General features: G+C 43.6%; 13 protein-coding genes and 1 riboswitch. Of the genes, 2 read left to right on the top strand and 11 right to left on the bottom strand.

Annotated features, from left to right (window positions below):
- Window positions 1–22: 22 nt before the first annotated feature.
- The 10 genes from AC1DRQ_RS05040 to AC1DRQ_RS04995 form a co-directional block, all read right to left on the bottom strand.
- The gene (locus AC1DRQ_RS05040) at window positions 23–1,231 is read right to left on the bottom strand and encodes an efflux RND transporter periplasmic adaptor subunit (protein ID WP_477422592.1); all 1,209 of its coding nucleotides are present in this window, start codon (window positions 1,229–1,231) and stop codon (window positions 23–25) included.
- Between the two features lie 151 nt (window positions 1,232–1,382).
- On the bottom strand, window positions 1,383–1,982 hold the full coding sequence (locus AC1DRQ_RS05035) for a 2OG-Fe(II) oxygenase (RefSeq protein ID WP_429397040.1): 600 nt from the start codon (window positions 1,980–1,982) through the stop codon (window positions 1,383–1,385).
- A gap of 118 nt (window positions 1,983–2,100) precedes the next feature.
- Window positions 2,101–4,086, bottom strand: coding sequence for a response regulator (locus AC1DRQ_RS05030; RefSeq protein WP_477422591.1), 1,986 nt, complete (start codon window positions 4,084–4,086; stop codon window positions 2,101–2,103).
- A gap of 291 nt (window positions 4,087–4,377) precedes the next feature.
- Window positions 4,378–5,520, bottom strand: coding sequence for a DUF5074 domain-containing protein (locus tag AC1DRQ_RS05025; RefSeq protein WP_477422590.1), 1,143 nt, complete (start codon window positions 5,518–5,520; stop codon window positions 4,378–4,380).
- 41 nt (window positions 5,521–5,561) lie between these two features.
- A complete protein-coding gene (locus tag AC1DRQ_RS05020; protein WP_477422588.1) occupies window positions 5,562–6,500 on the bottom strand; it encodes a cell surface protein in 939 nt (312 codons plus the stop codon).
- A gap of 30 nt (window positions 6,501–6,530) precedes the next feature.
- The gene (locus tag AC1DRQ_RS05015; RefSeq protein ID WP_477422586.1) at window positions 6,531–7,673 is read right to left on the bottom strand and encodes a YncE family protein; all 1,143 of its coding nucleotides are present in this window, start codon (window positions 7,671–7,673) and stop codon (window positions 6,531–6,533) included.
- Window positions 7,674–7,677: 4 nt separating this feature from the next.
- Window positions 7,678–9,711 carry a TonB-dependent receptor gene (locus AC1DRQ_RS05010; RefSeq protein WP_477422585.1) on the bottom strand — a complete coding sequence of 678 codons (2,034 nt, stop codon included), beginning with the start codon at window positions 9,709–9,711 and terminating at the stop codon, window positions 7,678–7,680.
- Window positions 9,712–9,855: 144 nt separating this feature from the next.
- A riboswitch (cobalamin riboswitch) is annotated at window positions 9,856–10,056 on the bottom strand.
- Window positions 10,057–10,404: 348 nt separating this feature from the next.
- Window positions 10,405–11,349 (bottom strand): sugar phosphate isomerase/epimerase family protein, encoded by a 945-nt coding sequence (locus AC1DRQ_RS05005; protein ID WP_477422583.1) that lies wholly within the window; start codon window positions 11,347–11,349, stop codon window positions 10,405–10,407.
- Window positions 11,350–11,358: 9 nt separating this feature from the next.
- On the bottom strand, window positions 11,359–12,219 hold the full coding sequence (locus AC1DRQ_RS05000; protein WP_477422581.1) for a sugar phosphate isomerase/epimerase family protein: 861 nt from the start codon (window positions 12,217–12,219) through the stop codon (window positions 11,359–11,361).
- A 342-nt stretch (window positions 12,220–12,561) separates the two neighbouring features.
- Entirely contained in the window at window positions 12,562–16,002 is a 3,441-nt protein-coding gene (locus AC1DRQ_RS04995; protein WP_477422580.1) for a ThuA domain-containing protein, read from the bottom strand.
- Between the two features lie 368 nt (window positions 16,003–16,370).
- Here AC1DRQ_RS04995 and AC1DRQ_RS04990 point away from each other — a divergent pair, with 368 nt between their 5' ends.
- Window positions 16,371–18,266, top strand: a complete 1,896-nt coding sequence (locus AC1DRQ_RS04990; RefSeq protein ID WP_477422578.1) for an AAA domain-containing protein — start codon at window positions 16,371–16,373, stop codon at window positions 18,264–18,266.
- Between the two features lie 162 nt (window positions 18,267–18,428).
- Complete coding sequence (gene fbp, locus AC1DRQ_RS04985; RefSeq protein ID WP_429397019.1) at window positions 18,429–19,463, top strand: class 1 fructose-bisphosphatase; 1,035 nt, start codon at window positions 18,429–18,431, stop codon at window positions 19,461–19,463.
- Between the two features lie 388 nt (window positions 19,464–19,851).
- Here fbp and pckA read toward each other — a convergent pair whose 3' ends face one another.
- Window positions 19,852–21,450 carry a phosphoenolpyruvate carboxykinase (ATP) gene (gene pckA, locus AC1DRQ_RS04980; RefSeq protein WP_477422576.1) on the bottom strand — a complete coding sequence of 533 codons (1,599 nt, stop codon included), beginning with the start codon at window positions 21,448–21,450 and terminating at the stop codon, window positions 19,852–19,854.
- Window positions 21,451–21,472: the final 22 nt, after the last annotated feature.

The raw sequence follows: 21,472 nt of genomic DNA, 5'->3' as shown, positions 1-21,472 counted from the left end.
GGATTGATAAATTAAAAATGAGCTATTTAAGGTTACCGTAAACAGATGCAGCGCTAACCTCGGTAGGTTTAATAGTTGTACTGTCTCTTAAATTATTGGAGCTTTCCAACACTATTTTATCGCCGGCATGCAGGCCTTCAGTTACTACATAAAACTGACCGGCGGTGTTATCCATTACCTTAATAGCTACGTTTTTTATTTTATTTTTACTGTCAACCACGTACACAAACCGTTTGTCCTGCAGTTCATAAGTAGCACTTTGCGGAACCAGCAATCCTGATTTGATGGTATTTGGTATTCTTACTGTCGCGCTGCTTCCGCTGCGGATAAGCCCTCTTGGATTGATAAACCCGGCCCTGACATTGGCCGCCCCGGTGGCTGTATTAATTAACCCGTTCACCGTTTCAACACGGCCGCTATATTCATAAGTTGTGCCATCGGGCAGTATAAGCGACACGTTAGGCAGCTTGCTTAATTTCGATTTAAAAGTGGTTGCGCCCGTACTATCCTTACTAAAATCAAGCAGTTGCTTCTCATTTAAGGCAAAGTAGGCGTAAATATTGGAGGTATTGTAAACTGTTGTTAAAGGATCAGTAGTGGTGCCGGTCACCAAACTACCCAGTTTATATGGCAACGCACCAATAACACCATTTACCGGACTTGTTATAGTAGTATAACCCAGGTTAACTTTGGCATTTACCAGGCTTGCTTTAGCCTGCGCCAAAGCCGCCGCTTTTGATTGCTGCGTGTATTGGGCCGATTCCAGTTCATAATGGCTGATGATATCTTTTTCGACCAGGGGCTTTACTTTGTTCACCTGCATGTTGGCCAGGCTCAGATCGGCCTCGGCGGTTTTAATACCGGCCTCGGCGGTACGAACTTCCTGTTCATACTGCGGCGCGTTTATTTTAAAAAGTAACTGCCCCTTGGCTACAATGGAGCCTTCATCAACAAATATTTTTTCTACATAACCATCAACCTTGGGCCTGATCTCAATATTTTGCTGGCCCTGTATACTTGCCGGATAATCAACGTTTAAAGTGGCAGGGCGTGGTTGCAATGTGAGCACTTTATAATCCAATACTTTTTCGGCCTGGCCATTAGCCGCCTGCGATTTATTATCGCCACAGGAAGCCAGCGCAGCTATTGATAAAATAGCGACAGAAAGCAGAATCAGGTTTTTAGGCAAAAGTATGTTATTGTTTTTGCAGGATATTTTTAAGGACATCATAGGTAAAATAATCGTGAAAAATATAGGGCATAGCACTACAAGCCGCTAAATACGGAATAAATTTTTAGTTAGACAGTTAAAAGTTGTTAATGTTACAGCCTATTTTTCAACGATATGGCCGATAAATGCGAGGCAATATGCATAAAAATAATTAAACAGACTTTACTTTTAGCCACCCGGTTATACTCATCCGGGGTTTGTTGGTACATAATACTTCATGTTCCATTTCGCTGCTTTTAAAAAAAACACTTTTTCTGTTTTCGGGCGATATATTTTGCAGCCCATTACTATGATGGATACATAATTCGCCACCATCGGCAGCTAACCAGCCGGGGTTTAAGTAAATGATCATGGAATACTTACGGTCGCCATTGTTCCTGAACTGATCAAGGTGCTTTTTGTAGAAACTGCCCGTATCATACATGGTATAATGAAATTCATAACCGGTAATGCCGGTATAACAGGTACTGTTTAAATGACTTACAAAGCTATCCATCAAATTAAAGAAATCATTTTCATGCGGATCGTTGTGCTTGCGGTCGAGCCAGTAAATGCTGTCGCCCCTTACTAATTTATTGTGTACCACCAATGTATCATTGCCTGTTCCCGCAGCCAGGAGCAGTTTTTGGTTATACAAGGCAAGCAGGTTTCCCTTCAGATCGGCAGCGAGAGCCGAGCTTAAAAAGTGGTTGGCTATGCCTACATTATTATCAATAAAGCTATCGATGAGTTCATTAAATATCTTTTGCAATTAGCTATAGTTTAGCAGCACGGTGAGTAGTATTTGGTGAAGATACCTTTAATTTATGGTTGATCTGCGAGAAGATATTTGAAAGCACCTTTAAGATTGCCGAAATGGGGAATATGACTTACGCATTAATTAAAAACGACATTATTTTTTGGTTCAGGTCCTGCGAGTCAAAAGGTTTGGCTATAAAATCATTCATGCCATAATCAATACATTTTTCCATTACCTCTCTGGTGGCATGAGCCGTTATAGCAATAATGGGAATGTTACTCTTTTCATCGCCACTATTCCTGATGGCTGCTGTGGCTTCATATCCGTTTAACTCCGGCATATCCAGATCCATCAGTATAATATCATAATTATTTTTGCTCAGCATTTCAAGCGCTATTTTGCCATTATCGGCTACATGCACCTGGTAGCCGCGTTTTTCTAAAACTTTAATAATGAGCAGCTGGTTCAGGTGGTTATCCTCAGCAACCAAAATACTGGCGCTTTTTCTTTCTTCTTTTAGGTGGAAACTACTATCAATATCGGTAAGCTGGTATTGACCCTCCAATATAGGCCCGTGTTTATAGAAAGGCAATAAGAACCTAAAGTCTGATCCTTCGGGAGTGCTTGATTTTATAAATATATCCCCGCCATGCAGGTCGACCAGGTTTTTAGCCATGCTGAGCCCCAACCCTATGCCGCCCAGTTCATGATTTTGCCTTAACTGATCAAGGCTTTCAAATATTTTACCATGTTTTTCAACAGGGACACCAATACCTGTATCCTGAATACTAAACCCTATCCATATAATATCCAGCGTGTCGTCAATAATATATGCCTCCACAAAAACAGAACCTACCGGCGTATATTTTACAGCGTTTGAGATCAGGTTTAATAAAATGTGGCTCAAACGCACCTCGTCCCCAAAAACCATTTTCGGAACATTAGTATCAATACGATGGCTTATTTGTAACGTTTTTTTGTTCACCTCCGGCTTTAACATGGATATGGCATTGTAAACAATATCGTGAATGTTGATGGGCTTTCTTTCCAGCTGTACGTTGCCGGCTTCTATTTTTGAAAGATCAAGGATGTTATTTAGCAAACCTTTCAAAAACTCGCCCGATTTTATAATAGCCCTGATATATTCACTCTGCTCATTATTCATTTCTGATTCTTCAAGCAGCCCGGCAAACCCAACAATGGCGTTCATGGGCGTTAAAATTTCATGGCTCATATTGGCAATAAAAACCTGTTTAATTTTTTCGGATGCCTCCGCCCTATCATTTTGTCTTCTCTCTTTTACCTGCGCATCTTTTAAAGCAGAGATGGTGTGCTCCAATTTATTGGTCATTTGGTTAAAGGCCATTGCCAAAACCCCTATCTCATCGCGCGAGTACACCTTTACGCGGGTATTAAATAATTCTTTCGATACCATTTCGGCCCCGATGATGATCTCTTTTAACCCCCTTTGAATACCCTGACTTATAGAAATGGCAATAAGTATTCCGATGGACTCAACGGTAATGGCAAGCATGATCAATATGTCAAGTACAAGATTTTCAAACCAGCGTGACCCTTCACCCAAACTATAGGAAAAACCATCCTCCATCGGTGTGATCTGGGCATCAATACTTTCCATATATTGCAGAAAGTGGCTGGTCTCTACCGGTGTTATTTTTCCTAAAATTACCTTACTGTGCAGTTGCTTGCTAACGGGGATCAGCTTCAGCATTATCCCCTCGGCTTTTTTCCAATAAAATATGGTTTGTTTTAAATATTTTATCTCGCTAAACCGAAGCATTAGTTTGATCATGCCATCAATATCATCAGGATGGTTACGGCCGGCCAAAAAACCTTTGCGGGCCATTTCATAATTGGGCGGCATTTTTTCAAGGGCGGTTCTTGCCGCGCCATCACCTAAAGGCACCTTTAAAAATTCCCGAAATTCCTGGTAGTCTTTTTCATCATGCGAGTAAGCATAGATACGCAAATGCGACAAGGCGTCCCTTTGCGCTTTTGACCAAAGTCCCTCGCCCCCAACATAGGAACGTACTGCAGAAAGTGTTTTTATGGCAAAACTAAGGGTGAATAATTCTACTATGATCAAAAAAGCCATTATACCAATGGTAAAGTATAACTTTCTTGCAATTGGAATGTCCTTAAACCATTTTACTAAAAAAAACGACTGCATTTTGCGGCTCAATATGTAAGTTTTTCAACCTTTAAAAATAATTCAAACCGCAGTGGTATTTCCGTTCATAAATTGATATAAAGTTCAATTTATTCACAACAGCATTCATTTGTTTTTATTGTTCAGTTTATAATAATAGAAAATACACAAAAAAAGGCCGCCCGCAGGCAGCCTTTTTTAATAACTATGTACTATTGCAATTATACTAAAACTAAATTAATGAAATACTGCTACAGCCGGAAAATAGTAACCGGTAAAGGCAATGTCATTTATTTGCGCTCCGGTTGCCGCGTTATAAAAAACAAGGTCGTTAAAGCTAAAGTTTGTAGTGAAGCCCGAGTGAACCGTATTAATGATCAATTGATTATGAATGCCATCATAACCCACTCCTGAACCGTATAACTCCCTGCCTGCAGGTACAGTTACAAACGGTGTTGTGAACGATGCACTGTTTGTTGCAGTATACTTATAAACCTGTGTACCGCCAGAGAACGTTGCGTTGCGGGCAATAAAAACTGCGTTTTCGGTAGTTGAAGCTGTTATGGAGCCTGGGTGCCACGCAGCCCATGAACCGTAGATAGAGAAAGGAACAGTTATCGTTTGTACTGCTAAAGTAGCCGGATCAATGCGAATAAGCTGAGTACCACCGGCGGCCCATACTGCGCCATCGGGCGTATGGGTAAATGCACACAGCATACCGGTGATGGTTTTAACAACCGCGTTGGTCGACGCGTTAAGCACTACAACCCCGTTTGATTGCGACAGCACAAATACATAATTGCCGGCCTTTATCATATCGCCAACCTGGCCGGTAACACCGCTTAGTTTTGTACCCAAGGCCAGCGTACTTAAATTAATTGGATAAATACCTGAACCGGTGCTCAGCAAGCCTTTTGTGGCATCAATACCTACAAACGCCCTAAAATCATTAGTGCTTTTGGCGGCAATGCGGGCAATTTCTTTTAAAGTATGTGAATCGGCTACTACAAAAGGGCCACCAACTTTACTCACCAGGTATAATCTGTCGTTAAAAATGGTGCCGTACTCCAGGGTACTGCTTGTGGGGTTAAGGTTTTTACCGGGATTTTCTTTAGTAAAAAGGCTATCAGAAATAACGCCTGTTCCAAAGTCATAAAAGCTTACGGTGCCGGTTCCGTGTCCGTACCAGCCTTCATTTATCAGGAAAAAGCCGTTGTCATATTTACCTACGGCCTGTACTTTAAGTGTTTTTCCCGTTGCCGAACTTACATCCGGCATAGGATTGACAGCATCCTTTTTACAGGAGCTCACCATGCCCATAAGCAGTACCGGAAAAGCATAAGGCAACAATTTCATAATGGTAGATTTTTTCGTGTTCATTTTTTTTAAGTTTTAAGATTATTGTTCAGATTATTTATGGTTTATTGATCGTCTAATTTCACAATGCTCAAATCGGCCACACCTGTAACCTCGGTCGATTGTTCGCCCAGCCAGCCCATGTCATACAGTACACCGGTTTGTATTTTGATAAAATCAACCCCCTTTAACTTTACGCTTACACCGTTTTTGTCAATAGCGTTAGAGATATCAACCTTATCGCCGCCTGAGGTGTTATCGGCATAACCAAAATCAAAAGAGCGGCTAATGATGTAGTCGGGATTACTGTCATCAATATTTGTGGATGGTAATAATGAGCCCTTAAGTGTGTAAGTACTCCCGGTAACCCATTTGGGGAAATATGGCTGCGTGTTGTATATGTTTCTTTTTATATAACCTCTGTTACCGTGATTATCTCTCCAGGGCACATCGCTGGTATCATTTTTAGGACGGGTATAAGTTACTGTGTAGTTACGCACGTAACCCTCCTGATTATACTTACTGCCTCTTAGCTCGTACCAGGTATCATCGGGTTTGCCATTACCGTTTTTATCATCCATAACCCATATTATCCCAGGCTCGGCAAAAAGATTGAAGGCATTACCAAACACGATAATATCGGGCTTGTTGTAGCCATTTAAAACCGTATGATCAAAACCATACACCACATAGCCACCCCAGGCTCCAAGTGTTAACAGGTTATCTTTCCCTTTTAAAATGGTTTTTGCTACTTCGGCGGTTCCAAAACCGGTGTTAATAAACTGGCCGGGGGCTGGTGTGTACTCAAAAAACTGGGTTACATAAGGGTTACTGCTTGCTGTTAACGGCCGTATAGGTGCTGTTGGGGTAACGGGAGTTACCGGTTTTTCTGGTTTTACAGGATCAGCCGCATCCTGATCTTTTTTACATGATGCCAGCATGGCGAGGCTAAGCAAAACCGCCATTGATAGCGTTTTGCTGTAGTTTAGGTTTGTTTTTATCATTTTATTAGTTTCTATTTTTATATAAAGTGTTTAATAAGCAAATGCAAAATGCGCGGGGATATCGCCCGCTGTTACCGACCATTTTTTCTTCCCGTTAACATCAAAGCAGTATAGCGTTCCGGGGGTTACATAATCTTTGGCATCGGTAACCAATACCTCTTTTGTAATAGGATTTACGGCGATACCATAGGGTACTTTGATCTGTGTTTCGGTTCCGTCGGTAATAAATTTGCGGTTAATAACGGTTTCGTCCTTCACGTTAAGCATGGAGTAGGTTGTTACATTTCCACCGGTTATATAGCTAAATTCATAACTATACATGTAGGCTATGTCATCATCTATCCACAGGTTGCTCACACCAAAATCAAATTCCTTTTTAACCTGGTCGGTTTTTGTATCGATCACAAACAGTTTGGATGGGATCTTATAATAATCGCCCCTTGAGGTTACATAGATATCGCCATACTTGTCGGCTTTTACACGGTCAAGGTTAATGGCTACGTCTATGCGTTTCAGTTCGGTAAATGTGGCCAGATCAACCACCGAAACGGTACGTTCATAATTCGGGGGACTGTATCCGCCCGAGTTGGCTACGTACAACTTTTCGCCCACTATAGCCATTTCTTCGGGCTGCCGGCCAACGGTAACTTTACGGGTGATCTGTAAACTCGCGGTATCAATTTCATCAACCGCGCCATTTGGGGCATTGGGGTCGCCCACTTTACCCAGATAGGCGCTCACATAAGCTTTACCATTATGGAAAGTAACGTAACGGCAATTAGCTATGGTGATAACTGATATACGCTTACCTGTACGCGCATTCAGGATCTCTACTTTGTTTGATACATTAACCACCACGTAAACTTTTGAGCCATATATGCCAATATCATTGCCCACATCGCCCAAACCTTTGGTTACCTCGGGGTTGGTTTGGTTATAGATATTCCGGCGGTACTCGCCCGTAGTATAATCCAGGTAATCAAGCGAAGCTTTATTCATGTTCATATTACCCTCGTTAAGCAGGTAAAAACCTTTTACCACACTTGCAGGATCAGCAGGCAGCAGTGTTTTAACCTCTTCAGGTATTGGTTGGGATGCCTTGCGGCATGAGCTGTAAATCAGGATCAGGCATCCCAACAACAAGCATTTGATAATATAATTTATGTTTTTCATAGGTTTAAAAAGTTGAACTTATAGTGAACCGGTAATTGCGCCCCGGCAACGGGAAATTGTATACTACATCATAGTACTGGTTAAGCAGGTTATTTACCTCGGCGGTAAGTTTTAGCCTATGCTTGTTGTACCTGGTTGTATAGGTAAGCCCTGCATCATGAGTGTACCAGGGCGGCATGTAGTTTGCCAGTTCATTAGCTTTTTGATTATACCTTTCGCCAGTATATATATAACTGTAGGTAAATGTCAGCTTGCGCCATTCGGCCGCTATCAACACAGAGCCGCTGTTAACCGGGGTATATGGGATCTGTTGATTATAGTTAAAATCGTTTTTATCGGTTACATCTACAGCCTTTTGGTAAGTGTAGGCGATGCCCGTATTAACAAATACATCATGTAATATTTGCCAGGTTGCCTGCGCGTTAATGTCTATTCCTTTAATATGAACCTTGCCTAAATTAATAATCGACCATCTGCCCAGGTCAGCACCCGGAACAGCTACGATCTTGTCCCTCACCTGGTTGTAATAAGCATCAGCCTGCAGCGCAAAATATACCAGCGTTTGCTGGTGCAGGGTTTTATTATAGGTAAACCCTACATCATACTGTTTATTAAATTCGGGCTTTACTGCGGCGTAGCCTACAAAAGTGTAGTACAGATCATTAAAGGTTGGCAGCCTGAAAATACTTTTATAAAACCCGCGTATCCTGAAGTCGGGGTTTTCAGTTGGTTGCCAGGAAAGCAGCAGCGCGGGTGTATATTCCTTCTTTTTGTCAGAATTACTTTCTATCGAAACCTTATCGTTAACAAAGGTGCCCAGTAAATTTACCTGCACATTAAGGCGTTTAAAATGCAGCTCAGAAGCCAGCGCGGTTAGCAGGGTATTGCGTACCGGAGGTGCAAAACCATATTTGGCCGAGTCATTTTCTGTGATGTGCAGCGTATTCCACTGGTAATCGGCAGCTAAGGCAACATCCCAGAATTTGTTGATCCGCAATTTGTTGGCAACAGAAAAGTAGAGCTCGTTCTCATAATATCGATCATTGAGCAAACCCGTGGTAGTAGTAATATCAGGGTTTACGTAATGGCTGTAGGTATTGGCATACTTGCCACTTAGCATTAAGCTATACCGATCACTGAATTTTTTATTGTATGACGACTGAACAAACACATCCCTGTCCCACAGCCGCTCATGCGAATCAAATTTGTTGGATACTATGGCAGCGGGCAATCCGCGTTCTGAGTTGTATAAATATCCCTTAACCGCCCATTTGCTGCTGTCTTTGAGCTTGCCATTTAAACCGGCCTCTACGCGTTGCGCGTCGATATCTCCGTTTTGCCTTACCGCGGTTGTATCATAAACCCCATTAGTGTACCTGAACTTATAGCGCCCGTTGGCATGCACAAGCTCTGTACTAAAGGTGCTGTAAACATTATCGCTCAGCTTATATTGCCAAAAGAACGAAGGATTTAACAGTCCGGATGAACCTGTTTTAAAACTGACTTTCCCGGTTGAGCTGCTGCCGGGCTCAAACCGGGGTTGCCTGGAAGTAAGGTAAATGGCACTTCCCGCCGAAAAACCTTTTGCCGATTGAAATATGGTGCCTTTTTGTGCATTATATAAAGCTATCTCTTCAATATTGTCAAGCGAGAACTTGCCAAGATCAACCTGCCCGTTCTGCGAGTTCCCAAACTCAACCCCATCATAAAAAACGGCTACGTGGTTACTGCCCAGACTACGCACGTTAATGGTTTTAAGGCCACCAATACCACCGTAATCTTTTAATTGTACCCCCGAAAAAAAGCGGATAGCATCGGCTACAGAAAAGCTGTTTAGTTTTTCTAACTCGGCGCCTTTTAATACCTGTAGCGGCGTGGCCGATGTATTGCGCGATGAGATCCTGCCTGCACGCACAGAAACCTCTTTAAGATGATGGTTTCTTAAAGTATCTTTTGATGATGAGCGGATGGTATCGGCATTTTGCGCCATTAAATTGCCGCAAAGTGAGCCTTGTATTGCTACAAGGCAAGCCGACACCAATAGAAGGCACAAATATTTGTACAGGCGTTGCAATATTTTCTGTTCGTAAAAAAATTAAACAAACAGCAAACAGGGTATAACAAATGGAAATACAACACACGTGAGGTATCCTCATTCCAGCTTCAATCCCCGAAAGCTATGAATACTTATAATGCAATGGCAGGTCTTCTGACTTACTCCCTGCTTATCCGGCCTTCCCATCCGCCCAAGGCGAACAGTGGCTAAAGAATGGATAGCGGTTAACGGAGCTTACAGCTGCGGGACAGTTCCGGAATTACACCGAATTCCCTTTTAATCCCTAAACAAATAAATGCTCAGGGAACCAAAAGCGACGCAAATATAGAATAAAAAATATGGGTAAATTTATTTATATATCCCCAAATGTGGGGAGGAAGAAAAGTAAAGTAAAGGCCTCGAACAGTACAAGAATTTCTCCACAGTTAGGAGCGTTTGGGTTCATTCCCCTTCAGAGTAATAGCCCATGATAAAACAGGATTAAATTTTAAAGTGTTGGCCTGTGCGATTCCCTCCCGACGGGAGGGTGTAGGGAGGGGTTTATGCGACCTACATCACGAATAAACCCCTCCCTGCCATTACACAAACCACCGCGCCCCTCCCCAAGGAGGGAATCTRATCTACCAAATAACCCAACTGTTATTGATGGGCTATTATTCTCTGGGGGTTAGGGTACTAAACCTTCGCCGCTATAGCCTTCATTTTGCTAAGCGCGGTTTTTGCCACCAGCAGGGCATCCTGCGCGTAATAACTTTTATTAAATACTTCGCACGATATAATAAGCGGCCTGTCGGGATTTTTAACCAATTGTAAAATACGTTTTACAGGGGCTACCCCATCGCCAACATACACCCTGTCGGGCTCAGATATTTGTTCAGGACTGATACCTGCGGGATAATCATTAACATGAAATATCTCTAATGCCTGTTTGCCCACAAACTGCAGACTCTCCACCGCCGATTGCCCTTTATATACATGAAATACATCCAGCAACATCCGCGCGTCGGGGTGCCCGCATTGGGTTACTACATACAATACCTGGCTTATGTGTTTTAAATTTGCCGATCCTCCCCACATTTCCAGTTGAGGTATCACACCGGTTTCGCGGCCCATTTTAAGGATGGTGTTATAGCGCTCCGTAACCGTATCCAGGTTAATAACCTCCGATTTTGTAGCTCCTGCCGGCGGAGCGGCTATTCTATGGCAGCCAATTTTGGCCAGCATTTCCATTTCGGCCTGTAGCTGGGTAAGCCCTTGTTTACGTATGGCATCATCGTCAACAATCCACTGTGCAAAGCCAATGGCGTTCTCCACCCTGATGCCCAAACCATCAATGATCTTTTTAGCCTCGGTTATTGAGCCACCATTTTTAAGATAGGTTTGCAGGGTATCTATCCATATCTCCACAGCGGTATAACCGGCTTTGGCAGCTACTTCAAGCTCCTTTATAAAGCCAAGGTTATGGCCCCGTATGGTGCTCATGTTTAAGGAGTACACAAAACCATGATCGTTTTTATCAACCTTAATTGCCGCTCCCGCGGGACCACCCAAAGCAGCGGCCCCTGCCGCCAAACCTAAAGTTTTTAACACCTGCCTTCTGTTTAATGAATTATCAGCCATGAAACGTTTTTAATAAGTTAAACTCTTGATATAAGCAATGGTTAGCGGTATCTGGGTACTGTATGACGGACTTTCATCCTCAATAAAATAATGTTTAATGCCCGCTTTTTTTGCCGCCTTTAATACCTCGGGGATATTGATCTGCCCGGTACCTAATGCTACATCATTTTTGGTATCAGTGCCGCCGGTAAGGTCGTTAGCAACGCCTTTCCTGATGTCTTTCAGGTGCATCAATTTCATACGCGACGGGTATTTATTGATCAGCTGTGCCGGATCCTGTCCGCCGTGGAACGACCACAGGATATCAATCTCGAACGATACATATTTAGGATCGGTGTTTTTGGCGATATAATCAAACAGGGTACCATCCTCATACTTACCAAATTCATACCCATGATTATGGTAGCAAAAGGTAAGTCCGCTTTCCTTTAATATTTTGCCAACACGGTTAAAATCAGCCGCGGCCTTTTTGGCATCTTCCAAAGTAAATTCCTTTTTATGGGGTATCCAGGCTACCATGACGTATGATGCACCCAATGTTTTAGCCAGCTTAATAACTGATTGAGGATCTTTAACAATATCATCATAACCTGCACCTATTGATGGTATTTTGATACCCCTTTCGTCGCAAAGTTTTTTAAATTCCTCTTTGGGCATATCCTTGGGCCCCTCTCCTTCCAATTCGGTTATGCCAAAGGATTTAATAGTATCCAGAACCGCTGCTGTGGCTTTAGGCATACTGCTGCGGAAAGTGTACGCCTGCACACCTATAGCATTGGTAAAAAGCGGCTTGCCGCTTTGGGCAAACCCCTGTGTGTGTCCCAAGGCCACAGCCATGCAAACACTAAAAAAAATCGAATATCTTTTCATAAAAACAGGATTATAGGTTACTTAATTATATTAACTATGAGTTCCCCTCTCAAGAGAGCAATAGCCCATCATATGACAGAAGGGTAGCCCACTACGGGGCACACCAAATTTTTACAATTATTTTCTACAAATATGTAGTCCCTACGGGACATGAAATACAGCCACATTTGCAGCTTAAATTATTGCTCTATGTCCCGTAGGGACTACATATTTGTAGAAATAAAACCAAAAGGTTTTTTGCCCCGTTAGGGGCTACACCTCTTGAATTAGCATAGATGCTGTCTTTTCATGGGCTATTACGCTCTCCAAAGGGGAATCGCAATTCCCCTGCCCAACTATTAATTACTGAAACTGAATATCTTTTAAACTAATAATGCCATCGCTTGGTTTGGTGCGTTTAATAGCAAAAAAGTAAATATCGTGCTTACCGGTTACCGGTTTCTGTACTTCACCGGTTAGCCAGGCCAGTTTCTTCCAGTCGCCGGTTCCGCTGTATGCCGTCGAGCTGATCACCGGACCAGCCTGTGAGTCAATACGTACCTCAATTTCGCCTGCAGCATCTTTTGACGCGTACTGGTAAGCAAACTTTGTAATACCCGACAGATCAACATCTCTGAACATGACATACGATTTATGGTTCCCTGCCGAAAGATCATCCTTAAAACGATTAAAACCTTTTAACTCATCGGCATAAACCGCCTTTACATTGGCATTGCGCAAAGTAACCACATCGGTACCCGTTAGCGGACCAACCACTTTGCCCCCATTATCCGTATATGATGCCAGTAGGGTGTACTCGCCACGTGGCTCGGCATCATTAAATTTAAGGTTAAGGACGCCATGCTGCGGTAAACGTATAGCCTTGTTCTTTTTATCAGTAAGTGAAAAAATATACCTTACAATTTCCTTGGTATCTGCATTTGATAGTTGTGGGTGGGCGCTCATTACATGCTCCGTTCCCCAGCTCCCGGCACCGCCCGCGATGATCTTTTTTGATAATTTATCTGTCGATCCCTTTTGAATTTTGTACCGGTTTGCAATAGCCGTAAAACTTGGACCTACCGCGGTTTTATTGATCAAATGGCACGATTTGCAATCGCTGGCGGCCATCAGCGCTTTACCCGGATAGTTTACCTCCGTGGCAGATAAGGCTGCCAGGTTCTTAACGGTTTTATTATCGGCAGATGGCTGCGGGTTATAGATATAGAAAAGCTTTACACGTTTAGGATCAATCACTTTATCCTCCTTATCCTTAACCACTACATTGTACTTAAATGGCTTACCCTTCCATATAAACGATTCATTATCGGCACTGGCTATCTTAACTATTGGCGCGGTATTACCCACTTTTACCATAATAGTATCCTTGCCAACCAATCCGGCCTTATCAGTTACTTTAAGTATAGCTCTGTAGGTGCCCGGTTTGGTGTAGGTATATTTTGCCGACGATGTAGTTGCTCCAACCGTTTTACCGTCAAACAGCCACTGGTAGGTTATTTTATCGTCGTCATCCAGATCTTTACTACCCTGTCCGTTAACACTTACGGTAAGCGGTACCTGCCCTGCTATCTCCTTTTTAACCGGCATGGTTTTAAGTTCGGCAGTTAAATATTTGGTATGCTGATACAGGGATTGCATAGCGGTATCTGTTATGCCTGCTTTGGCAATGGGCGCACGGTTACCGGTATTGTATTCTATTTTCACCAGGCGTGCATCCTCGTTTTGGGCACCATAAACCGAGCCGTACTCCAGCATATAAAATACGCCATCTGATCCAAACTCCATATCAATAGGCCGCCTGAAATCGCCTGCCGAAGGCATAAAAGCTTCGTTGCGCACGTAATTCTCTTTTTCGTCAAACCTCAGGTCAATCACCCAATTACGCATCCAATCGGCCACAAACAACGCGCCGTCATAGTACTCCGGAAACTTATTAGGATTTTTAACATTGGCATCATACTCGTAAAAATCACCACCGATGGCGCACCTGCCGCCCATACCCAGTTCCGGAAACTCGTCAGACGAGGCGTAAGGGTACCAGATCATGGCCGGTGTGGCTGGTGGCAATACATTTAAGCCGGTGTTGTTGGGCGAATTATTTACGGGAGCTTTAGGATCAAAATTAGGACCGGGGGTAGCGGTTACAAAATCCCAATGCGAATAGGCGAAGTTGTTGCCTACAAAATAGGGCCAGCCAAAGTTGCCTGCTTTTTTGGCCTGGTTAAATTCGTCATAGCCGCGTGGCCCGCGCGGTGAATCTTTACCGGCATCAGGGCCAATCTCGCCCCAGTACAATACCGATGTTTTAGGATTAACCGCTATACGATAAGGGTTACGGCAACCCATTACATAAATTTCGGGCTTTGTTTTAGCAGTTCCTTTAGGGAAGAGGTTCCCTTCGGGGATGGTATATGTACCGTCGGCTTCGGGATGGATCCTTAAGATCTTGCCTTTAAAATCGTTGGTATTACCGGCACTGCGCTGCGCATCAAGACTGTAATGCTCCTGTCCGGGGCGCTCATCCAATGGTGCATACCCATCAGATGGGAACGGACTTGAACTATCGCCGGTTGACAGGTAAAGGTTGCCCTCTTTATCCCAGGCCAGTGAACCGCCATGGTGCGCCCCGCTTACTTTTTGAACCGGAACTTTGAGTAATATTTTTTCGGATGCCAGGTCAAGCACGTTTTGCGGACTCAGCTTAAAGCGTGACAGTTGAAAGTTAAGCGGCTCTTCCGTTTGTCCGGCAGGCATATAATAAATGTAAACAAACTGGTTAGTTTCAAATTTAGGGTCGAGGGTTAAGCCTATAACCCCGGTACCGCCCTCATAGGTAATGGGGAATTTACGGATAACCTTAAACTGTTTGGTTTTGGTATTATACACAGAAAAATTGCCCATCAGCTGGGTAAAAAACACACGACCATCCTTAGCAACAGCCAGCTCCATAGGCGATGCGATATTGTTAACCAATACGGTTTTTACAAAGCGGCTTTGATCTGGCGCTACTTTGGAGTATGACTTACTGTAATCAAGCGGCTTGCCATTACCCATGGCATATTTAATACCACCCAGCAACTGCCCTAAAAACAGGGGGTCACTATAACTTTCGTCGGTATGGCCGCAACCGGTATAAAATGAGCGGCCACCATCAAACTCATGGTACCAGGTAATAGGATGGTCGGCGCCGTTGGTGCCGCCGTTATAGGTATTCTCGTCCAGACTGGCTAACACATGTATGCCGCTGTAAATAGATTTATAGTTATACCATTCGTCGGTACGCTCCCACCGGGCAGGCAGGTTCGCGGTTATAGGGTTTGTTCTGTCGGTAACATCAACGGTGGCCTTGCGGATGTTTGAATTATTGGGATGGCTTGAAAAGTACGCCCCAACCAATTTACCATACCAGGGCCAGTCGTACTCCGTATCGGCAGCCGAGTGTACGCCTGCATAGCCACCGCCTGCCTGTATGTAGCGTTCAAAGGAGGCTTGCTGTATGGCATTAAGCACATTGCCTGTAGTACAGTTAAATACCACGGCCTGATATTTTTTTAAATTATCGTCATTAAAATCATCGGCATTGGTGGTGGTATCAACCTCAAAGCCGTTCTCTTTACCCAGCTTTTGAATGGCCGCTATACCAAACGGGATACAGGAATGGTGCCAGCCCAGGGTTTTTGAAAATACTAAAATACGGGTTGCAGGAGCGGGCTTTTTAAACGAATACAGTAAAAAGCTAAGTCCGATCAATAAAACACAGGTAAGTTTTAATTTTAATGACATGGTGTGAGATTTAGTTGATATTTTTCATTCATCAACCGATATATCCATCATCATAAAACTGCTGTTTTATCGTGGCTTTTTACACAACGGTAAAAAAATACAACACTATGATAAAATACTACCGGCTTAATAATTGGCTATTACAATATTAGCATTTATTGTGTATTAAATACACTTATCTGTAATTCTTTAAATATTGTAAGTAAATTGTTACCTGAGTTGGGGACTTTTGGACGATGAGAACATCAGACTAAAGGATTTAAATGGGGAATTCTTTGATCAAACTTCACCCATCTTATTATCTCAAAATCCCATAGTCCAAAAGTCTTATAGTCTCAAAAAGCAAATTCGTATTACCTTTGCAGTTAATGGATTATTTTAAAAGACTCCTTGATCTGCTTAATAAAGAAAAAGATGAGGATCGCAACGCTTACTTAAAATTAACTGAAAATACAGCTGCAGCAGACAGGAGAACGCAGGGCCTGGCCTGGTACCCTATTGCCATCAGAGGTACAGAGCCTGGCCGGGGTGATTATATTAACCTTGAAGTAGAACGTACCACGCATAAGGATATGTCGCACCAGTTCAGGTTTGGCGTACCTGCGGCCTTATTCTCCAACCATGCCCCTAAGAGTGATCGCGTGGAAGGCATTATCACTTACCAAAGCGGCGACCGCCTGAAGATCACCTTATATACCGATGAACTGCCCGACTGGAGCCGGGATGGCAAACTGGGTATCGACCTGCTTTTTGACAACAATAGTTATGACGAAATGCAGAATGCCATCAAACAGGCATCGGCACTAAATAATAAGCCACAGGAAGGACGTTTGGTTAATATCCTCACCGGCGAAAAATCTCCCGCGTTTAATACCATATCTCCTGTATCCATTCCCCATTTAAATACTTCGCAGGTGGCGGCGGTTCAAAAAATAGTTTCGGCGCAGGATCTGGCTATTGTGCATGGGCCGCCGGGCACCGGTAAAACAACCACACTGGTACAGGCTATTAAAGCGCTCATACATCAAAATAAAAAACAAATACTGGTAGTTGCCCCAAGCAATACCGCGGTTGACTTGCTAACGGAAAAACTGACTGATGAGGGCCTTAATGTATTGCGCATAGGTAACCCGGCCCGCGTATCTGAAAAGTTATTTTCCCTAACCCTCGACAGTAAAATGGCCGAACACCGGGACAATAAAGAGGTACGGAAACTTAAGAAGCAGGCCGGCGCATTCAAAGACATGGCGCATAAATATAAGCGCAGTTTTGGCAAGGCCGAACGTGACCAGCGTAAAGCCCTGTTCCAGGAGGCACACCGGATTATGAAGGATGTTGCCGCCACCGAACAACATATTGTTGACGACCTGGTAGCCAAAGCCCAGGTGATCACCGCTACACTGGTTGGCGCCAATCATTATACCATACGCGATGTTAAGTTTGATACCGTAGTTATTGACGAGGCTGGCCAGGCCCTGGAACCAGCCTGCTGGATCCCCATATTAAAAGCACAAAAGGTAATTTTGGCTGGCGACCATTGCCAATTACCTCCTACTATTAAATCGGCCGAGGCTGCCAAAAACGGATTAAGTACTACCCTGCTCGAAAAATGCGTGGCCCTGCATCCCGAAGCTGTTGTATTATTGGATGAGCAGTACCGCATGCACGAAGCCATCATGGGCTTTTCATCGGGTGTGTTTTATCAGAACAAACTTAAGGCACATGCTTCAGTTGCCCATACATTGTTATTTCCGGGTGATATGCCCATTTCCTTTGTGGATACCGCAGGCTGTGGTTTTGATGAGCAGCAGGAAGGCACCAGTTTGGCCAACCCTGACGAAGCCGTATTTTTATTAAAGCATTTGAACCGGCTGATCAGCAGTTTGAATAACCCTGAAAGTTTCCCAACCATTGCTATTATTGCTCCTTATAAAGAGCAGATCAGGATACTGAAAGAACAATTGGCTGATAACCCCGAACTGCTTGCCTATAATAACTACATAGCTGTAAATACCGTGGATAGCTTTCAGGGCCAGGAACGTGATATAGTTTATATCAGCATGACACGCAGCAATAATGAAGGCGAGATCGGTTTTCTGTCTGATATCCGGCGGATGAATGTAGCCTTAACCCGGGCTAAAAAGAAACTGGTAGTTATTGGCGATAGCTCCACCCTTACCCGCCTGCCTTTTTATACCGATTTTATTGATTACACCGAACGCCTGAATGCTTACGAAAGCGCTTGGGCCTATGCCGGTGATTGAGATATAGCGATAGTGCCATTTTACCACATCAGTTACACGGTTATGTAAAAAGCGCAAACGTTACCGAAGAAAAATGTGCTATTTTTTCGAATTTTAGTGTTGTTTATAATTATCTTGTGAAAAACCAAAAGTAAATAATTACGTACGAAATACACTAAGATCATGACCCCTATCAAAACTTTAGGACAATTTATCATTGAAAAACAGGCAGATCATCCTTTTGCAAAGGGCGAACTTTCAAGACTGCTGCGCGATATAGGCATTGCCGCCAAAATAGTTAACCGCGAGGTGAACAAGGCTGGATTGATGGACATCCTGGGCCAGGCCGGCAGCACAAACATACAAGGCGAAAATCAGCAAAAGCTTGATATTTATGCAAACGAACAATTTATATCGGCCCTGAAAAGCGGCGGCGAATGCTGTATTGTAGCATCCGAAGAAAATGAAGAGATTGTAATGCTGGATACCGATGTATCATTAGATGCCAAGTACATTGTTGCTATTGACCCCCTTGACGGCTCTTCTAATATTGACGTTAATGTATCTGTGGGCACCATTTTTTCCATCTATCGCAGGCAAAGCACCGAAGGCAGGGCAACATTAGAGGATGTTTTGCAAAGAGGTGTTAAGCAGGTAGCTGCAGGGTATATCATATACGGCACATCAACCATGCTGGTTTATACAACAGGTAAAGGTGTTAACGGCTTTACACTCGACCCTTCTATAGGCGAATTTTGCCTGTCGCACCCTGAAATGCAGATCCCTAAAACAGGCCATATATATTCCATTAACGAGGGCTATTATGTGCATTTTCCGCAAGGTGTAAAATCATATATCAAGTATTGCCAGGTAGAGGATGAGGCTACCCATCGTCCTTACAGTTCGCGATACGTTGGCTCTATGATTGCCGATTTGCACCGCAGCATGATTAAGGGTGGTATTTTTATTTACCCGGTGACAGCGGCCACACCGGGCGGTAAACTGCGCCTGGTTTATGAATGTAACCCCATGTCATTTATTATTGAACAAGCCGGCGGGCGGGCCACCGACGGCAAAACCCGCATCCTGGAGCTGGAAGTTACCTCGCTGCACCAACGTACCCCCATTTTCATCGGATCGGAACAAATGGTACTAAAGGCAGAAGAATTTATGGCTGATGCAGTAGATGAACCAATAAGTATTGGTTTGGTTGGGTGATAAGAAGCCCCCTCTAAACGGCACAGCCATCATGAACACAAAAAATAATATAATAATGTGAATAATCTCCCCCTTTGGGGAGACTTTAAGAAGCATTTTAAAGCCCTCTTCTTTGGAGAGTAATAGCCCATGAAAAGACAGCATCTATACTAATTCAAGAAGTGTAGCCCCTAACGGGGCAAAAAACCTTTTGGTTCTATTTCTACAAATATGTAGTCCCTACGGGACATGAAATACAGCCACATTTGCAGCTTAAATTGTTGCTCTATGTCCCGTAGGGACTACATATTTGTAGAAAATAATTGTAAAAATTTGGTGTGCCCCGTAGCGGGCTACCCTTCTGTCATATGATGGGCTATTGCTCTTTGGAGAGGGTTGGGTGAGGCTTCTATCTTGCCTCTTCAACCACCGGCCCTACAGAACACAGCATTCCGTCAGAAAACCCTTTGTACTGACTACAGTTTTTACGGAAAAGCCCGGCCAAATGATGGGCAGTTTCTTCGTAACTGTATGGATTGGCCCAGGTATTTGCCGGGTTCAACATGGCCGATGGCACACCGGGGCACCATGCTGGTATCATCAGGTCAAATATGGGTAGCTTTTGGTATGGCCCATAATCCAGCTGACCATTAAGCGCGGCTTTGATCATGGCCCTGGTATAGCTCAATTTTATCCGCTCGCCCGTACCATATGAGCCGCCGGTCCAGCCGGTATTAACCAGCCACACGTTTAAAGGGTATTTATCCAGCTTTTCACCAAGCATTTCAGCATATTTTGTGGGATGTAATGGTAAAAATGCACGCCCAAAACAAGCCGAAAAAGTAGCTTCCGGCTCATTGATCCCGTATTCAGTGCCGGCAATTTTAGCGGTGTAACCCGATAAAAAGTAATACATAGCCTGTGCCCTGTTCAATTTGGCAATAGGCGGCAGCACACCAAAAGCATCAGCCGTAAGGAAAAATATATTCCGGGGCACGTCGCCCATGGCCGGGCTTACCGTATTGCTGATATAGTGCAACGGGTATGACAGCCTGATATTCTCGGTTTTTGACAGGTTATTAAAATCAACTGTTTTTGACAGCGGATAAAAACACGTGTTCTCTAAAAGCGAACCACGCTTCATGGCCTGGTATATCTGAGGCTCTTTTTCGGAGCTCAGGCCGGCTATCTTAGCATAACAGCCTCCTTCAAAATTAAAAACCGAATTTTCGCCCCAGCCATGTTCATCGTCCCCGATCAATTGCCGGTCGGAGTCTGCAGAGAGCGTGGTTTTACCAGTACCCGATAAGCCAAAAAAGATGGCCGTATCCCCATTCTCTCCTTTATTTGCAGCACAATGCATAGGCAGAATATTGTGCTGAGGTAAAAGGAAGTTCAGTACGGTAAAAACAGATTTTTTTATTTCGCCGGTATAACCTGTGCCGCCTATCAGTATGATCTTACGGGTAAAGTTGAGCATTACAAAATTATGCTGCCGGGTTCCATCAATAACCGGATCGGCTTTAAATCCAGGAGCCGATATGACAGTCCATTCTGGATCGATAATACCTTCCGGACGCAGAAATAAGTTATAGGCAAATAGATTCTGGCTCGCCGTTTCCGTGATCACCCGCAAGGTTAAACGATTGCTTTCTTCCGCGCAAACCATAGCATCGCGCACAAAAACAACCTTGTTATGCAGGTAAGCTAATACCTTAGTGTACAGACTATCAAACACTTCTGGCCTGATAGCAATATTAACATCGCCCCACCAAACGGAATCTTTTGTAAGGTTATCGGTAACAATAAACCGGTCTTTGGGCGAGCGCCCTGTAAACTCACCGGTATCGATAGCTAACACATCTTGATCTGTTAAATAGGCCTCTCCACGCTCCAGAGCGGCTTTTCTTAATTCTTCGGGTGATAATTGATAATGGATTTCCAGAGCTTCACTAAGCTCTGGAAACCCCAATTGCATTACTGCTTTTTTATTAGTGATCTGTCCCATATCACATTAAAATTTATAATTG

The organism is Mucilaginibacter sp. P4_E8, from assembly GCF_056401495.1.
This window is presented reverse-complemented; position numbering and strand designations above follow the sequence as displayed.

What these genes read in the sequence shown, in the direction of transcription:
- AC1DRQ_RS05040 (WP_477422592.1), bottom strand. Translation starts at nt 1,231, where the DNA reads ATGATGTCCTTAAAAATATCCTGCAAAAACAATAACATACTTTTGCCT.
- AC1DRQ_RS05030 (WP_477422591.1), bottom strand. Translation starts at nt 4,086, where the DNA reads ATGGCTTTTTTGATCATAGTAGAATTATTCACCCTTAGTTTTGCCATA.
- AC1DRQ_RS05025 (WP_477422590.1), bottom strand. Translation starts at nt 5,520, where the DNA reads ATGAACACGAAAAAATCTACCATTATGAAATTGTTGCCTTATGCTTTT.
- AC1DRQ_RS05020 (WP_477422588.1), bottom strand. Translation starts at nt 6,500, where the DNA reads ATGATAAAAACAAACCTAAACTACAGCAAAACGCTATCAATGGCGGTT.
- AC1DRQ_RS05015 (WP_477422586.1), bottom strand. Translation starts at nt 7,673, where the DNA reads ATGAAAAACATAAATTATATTATCAAATGCTTGTTGTTGGGATGCCTG.
- AC1DRQ_RS05005 (WP_477422583.1), bottom strand. Translation starts at nt 11,349, where the DNA reads ATGGCTGATAATTCATTAAACAGAAGGCAGGTGTTAAAAACTTTAGGT.
- AC1DRQ_RS05000 (WP_477422581.1), bottom strand. Translation starts at nt 12,219, where the DNA reads ATGAAAAGATATTCGATTTTTTTTAGTGTTTGCATGGCTGTGGCCTTG.
- AC1DRQ_RS04995 (WP_477422580.1), bottom strand. Translation starts at nt 16,002, where the DNA reads ATGTCATTAAAATTAAAACTTACCTGTGTTTTATTGATCGGACTTAGC.
- AC1DRQ_RS04990 (WP_477422578.1), top strand. Translation starts at nt 16,371, where the DNA reads ATGGATTATTTTAAAAGACTCCTTGATCTGCTTAATAAAGAAAAAGAT.
- fbp (WP_429397019.1), top strand. Translation starts at nt 18,429, where the DNA reads ATGACCCCTATCAAAACTTTAGGACAATTTATCATTGAAAAACAGGCA.
- pckA (WP_477422576.1), bottom strand. Translation starts at nt 21,450, where the DNA reads ATGGGACAGATCACTAATAAAAAAGCAGTAATGCAATTGGGGTTTCCA.